This window comes from Sulfitobacter dubius (assembly GCF_027214245.1).
In the GTDB taxonomy this organism is placed as follows: domain Bacteria; phylum Pseudomonadota; class Alphaproteobacteria; order Rhodobacterales; family Rhodobacteraceae; genus Sulfitobacter; species Sulfitobacter dubius_A.
In genome coordinates this window covers 1-2,311 of sequence record NZ_JAPWHM010000025.1, presented here as the reverse complement: position 1 = coordinate 2,311, position 2,311 = coordinate 1, and the positions used below count along the sequence as shown (strand labels likewise).

General features: G+C 58.2%; 3 protein-coding genes. All 3 read left to right on the top strand.

The features are described 5' to 3' along the window. The first annotated feature begins 211 nt into the window (after positions 1-211). Complete coding sequence (locus tag O4H31_RS19430) at positions 212-1,096, top strand: DUF1403 family protein (protein WP_269348175.1); 885 nt, start codon at positions 212-214, stop codon at positions 1,094-1,096. A gap of 2 nt (positions 1,097-1,098) precedes the next feature. Further along, positions 1,099-1,689 (top strand): SMC-Scp complex subunit ScpB, encoded by a 591-nt coding sequence (gene scpB / locus O4H31_RS19425; RefSeq protein WP_269348174.1) that lies wholly within the window; start codon positions 1,099-1,101, stop codon positions 1,687-1,689. 143 nt (positions 1,690-1,832) lie between these two features. Further along, positions 1,833-2,189: a response regulator gene (locus O4H31_RS19420; protein ID WP_269348173.1), complete on the top strand. Its 357-nt coding sequence runs from the start codon at positions 1,833-1,835 to the stop codon at positions 2,187-2,189. Positions 2,190-2,311: the final 122 nt, after the last annotated feature.

Sequence of the window (2,311 nt, the reverse complement as noted above, 5' to 3'; positions counted from 1 at the left end):
ACCGCTACAGAATCTCATGAACCCCGGGCGGTTCTTCAGAGAAGTGCTTGAATCTCATGAATTCCGGTCATCCGACAGTCTGTCATGGCAATGAGCTTATGCAAATATGTCCGAAAATGTAAACTTATTGGACATAAATAGATTGCACAAGCTAGGGCGGTTTGTCGGTAATTGTCTGGCATAAAGCGCCGCAAGGTTGTAGGTTTTGCGCATGACCTTTGCGCGACCGGTTCACATCAGCGGCCTTGACACGCTACCTCGGTTGCCCGCCTGGGTCACCTCTACGCGTTCTGAAAGCATTGAGGATGTTGCGTTTTTGTCGGGCGCGGCGTTGAACCACCTGCATGTTGCGTTAGGACACGAGGAGGTCCCCCATGCCTTGTTGCGGGACCGGCTCGCGCTGCACGCGGCGGAAGCTTGTGTAGGGTTCTCTGGTCGGCCGGAAGGGGGAGCTGAGTTGCGCGACGCGGCCCACTTTTTGCGCCCCGGCGATTTACCCGGTCCGGCGGGGGAGGCTTACCTGTCGTGGCGGCGGGCGGTGGAGCGGCCCATGTCGATCAAAGCGCTGCACCGGGCTATGCCAACCCTCGAGTTAGGTCAGATCGGTACATGGCTCAATGCGGGACAGGACGCGCCGGTCACCCGTGCAGCATTGGTGCTGGAGGCGGTGCAGACAGCTGCACCGCGTGCCGACGTAGCAGCGCTGATCCTCGCGGATGTAGCGCTCGCGCAAGCGCTCGGTTGGGATCATCTCGTGCCGCTGCTGGCCATGGGCTTGAAACGCGCCGTGCTGCGCAAAAGCGGTGATGAGCTGCGGCTCGCCTGTCATCGGGCCGTCATTGCTTCAGTGGTTGTGTCTGCCCGCCTCACTGCCGATCTGACCCGGCGGGCTGAGCAAATGAAAGTGGTTGCGCCGAAGCTCCGCGCCAAAGGGGCAGGTAAAGCTGTCGAGATGTTTTTGACTCGGGATGCCGTAGCAGCAGCTGAACTGCCTTTGCCACCGCGCGCGGCGCGGCGGCTTTGCGACCGGCTGGTTGATCTGGGGGTGGTGCGTGAACTCACCGGCCGAGACACCTTCCGACTCTACGGGGTGTAGGGATGGCGAAGGATCGCTCGGAACCAGACCTAGACCGTGAGCTGGCCGACCTCCCGAGGGAGCTGCGATGGCGGGAATGGATGCGTCGGATCGAGGCGGTTCTTTTTGCCTCGGCCTCGCCGGTGCCACGCGAAGATCTGGCCCGTGTGGTGGGGCAGGGGGCTTCGGTCGATCTACTGATTGAGGACCTGTCATCCGCTTTGGAGGGGCGGGCCTTCGAGATAGCCCGGGTCACCGGCGGCTGGATGTTCCGGACGCGATCTGCCTACGGGCCCGCGATCCGCGCTGCGGCGGATGTCGGGGGTCAATTCCTGGACCTGAGTGACTTCGACGTCGCGGTCCTGGCGGCCATCGCCTACCATCAACCGATCACGCGCGACGGGCTCAAAGATATCTTCGGCAAGGAGATCAGTCGTGACCTGATCGGGCGGCTGCATGTGCGCGAGCTGATCGGGACCGGGCCAAGGTCGCCGCAGCGCGGGGCACCATACACCTTCGTGACAACTGAGCAGTTCTTGGTCGCCTTCGATTTGGAAAGCTTACGCGACCTTCCAAATGAAGAGCAGTTGGCAGATTCAGGTTTGGTCGAATAGCTGCAAGTTCTGACTTGCAAATTGCGCTCCGATCAAAAAAGTAAAGCTGTCGCGTTTGCGCCAGCGATACTGTAGGGGGGAAGCCGATAAAGGAGCGACCATGATATTTTCTGTTTACTTATATGGTTAAACGGCTTCTCCATGTGGGTGACGACCCCATCATTTTGGAGATCGTCCAGGCGACTTTCCTGCATGATGAAGAGGTTACAATTACGTCGGTCAGAAGCGCTTTTGATGCGTTAACCTTTGTTCAAAGTCTAAAGCCGGATCTATTCATCGTTAATAGAGCGATGCCGGATATGGGTGGCTTTGAGTTCATCCTTGAGCTGCGTAAGATTTCCGAGACTGCAACGACGCCGATTATTATCTTGAGCGGTAGAGCCAGAAGTCTTGGCGCACACAATCCGTTTCAGCAAATGGCCGTGGCGGTTTTGGAAAAACCCGTTGAGCCAGATAGACTTCGCTCTGAAGCAAAGACCTTGTTAGCTCGCGTGGAGTGACATGATTTTCATGACGCTCCACGCGACTGAAAGCAGACAACTGTTTAGGCTCAGGACTCATAGCCAGTAGATGACAGTGGCGGCGAGAGCGATGGCTGAGAGGAAGACCTTTGGGCATCGGT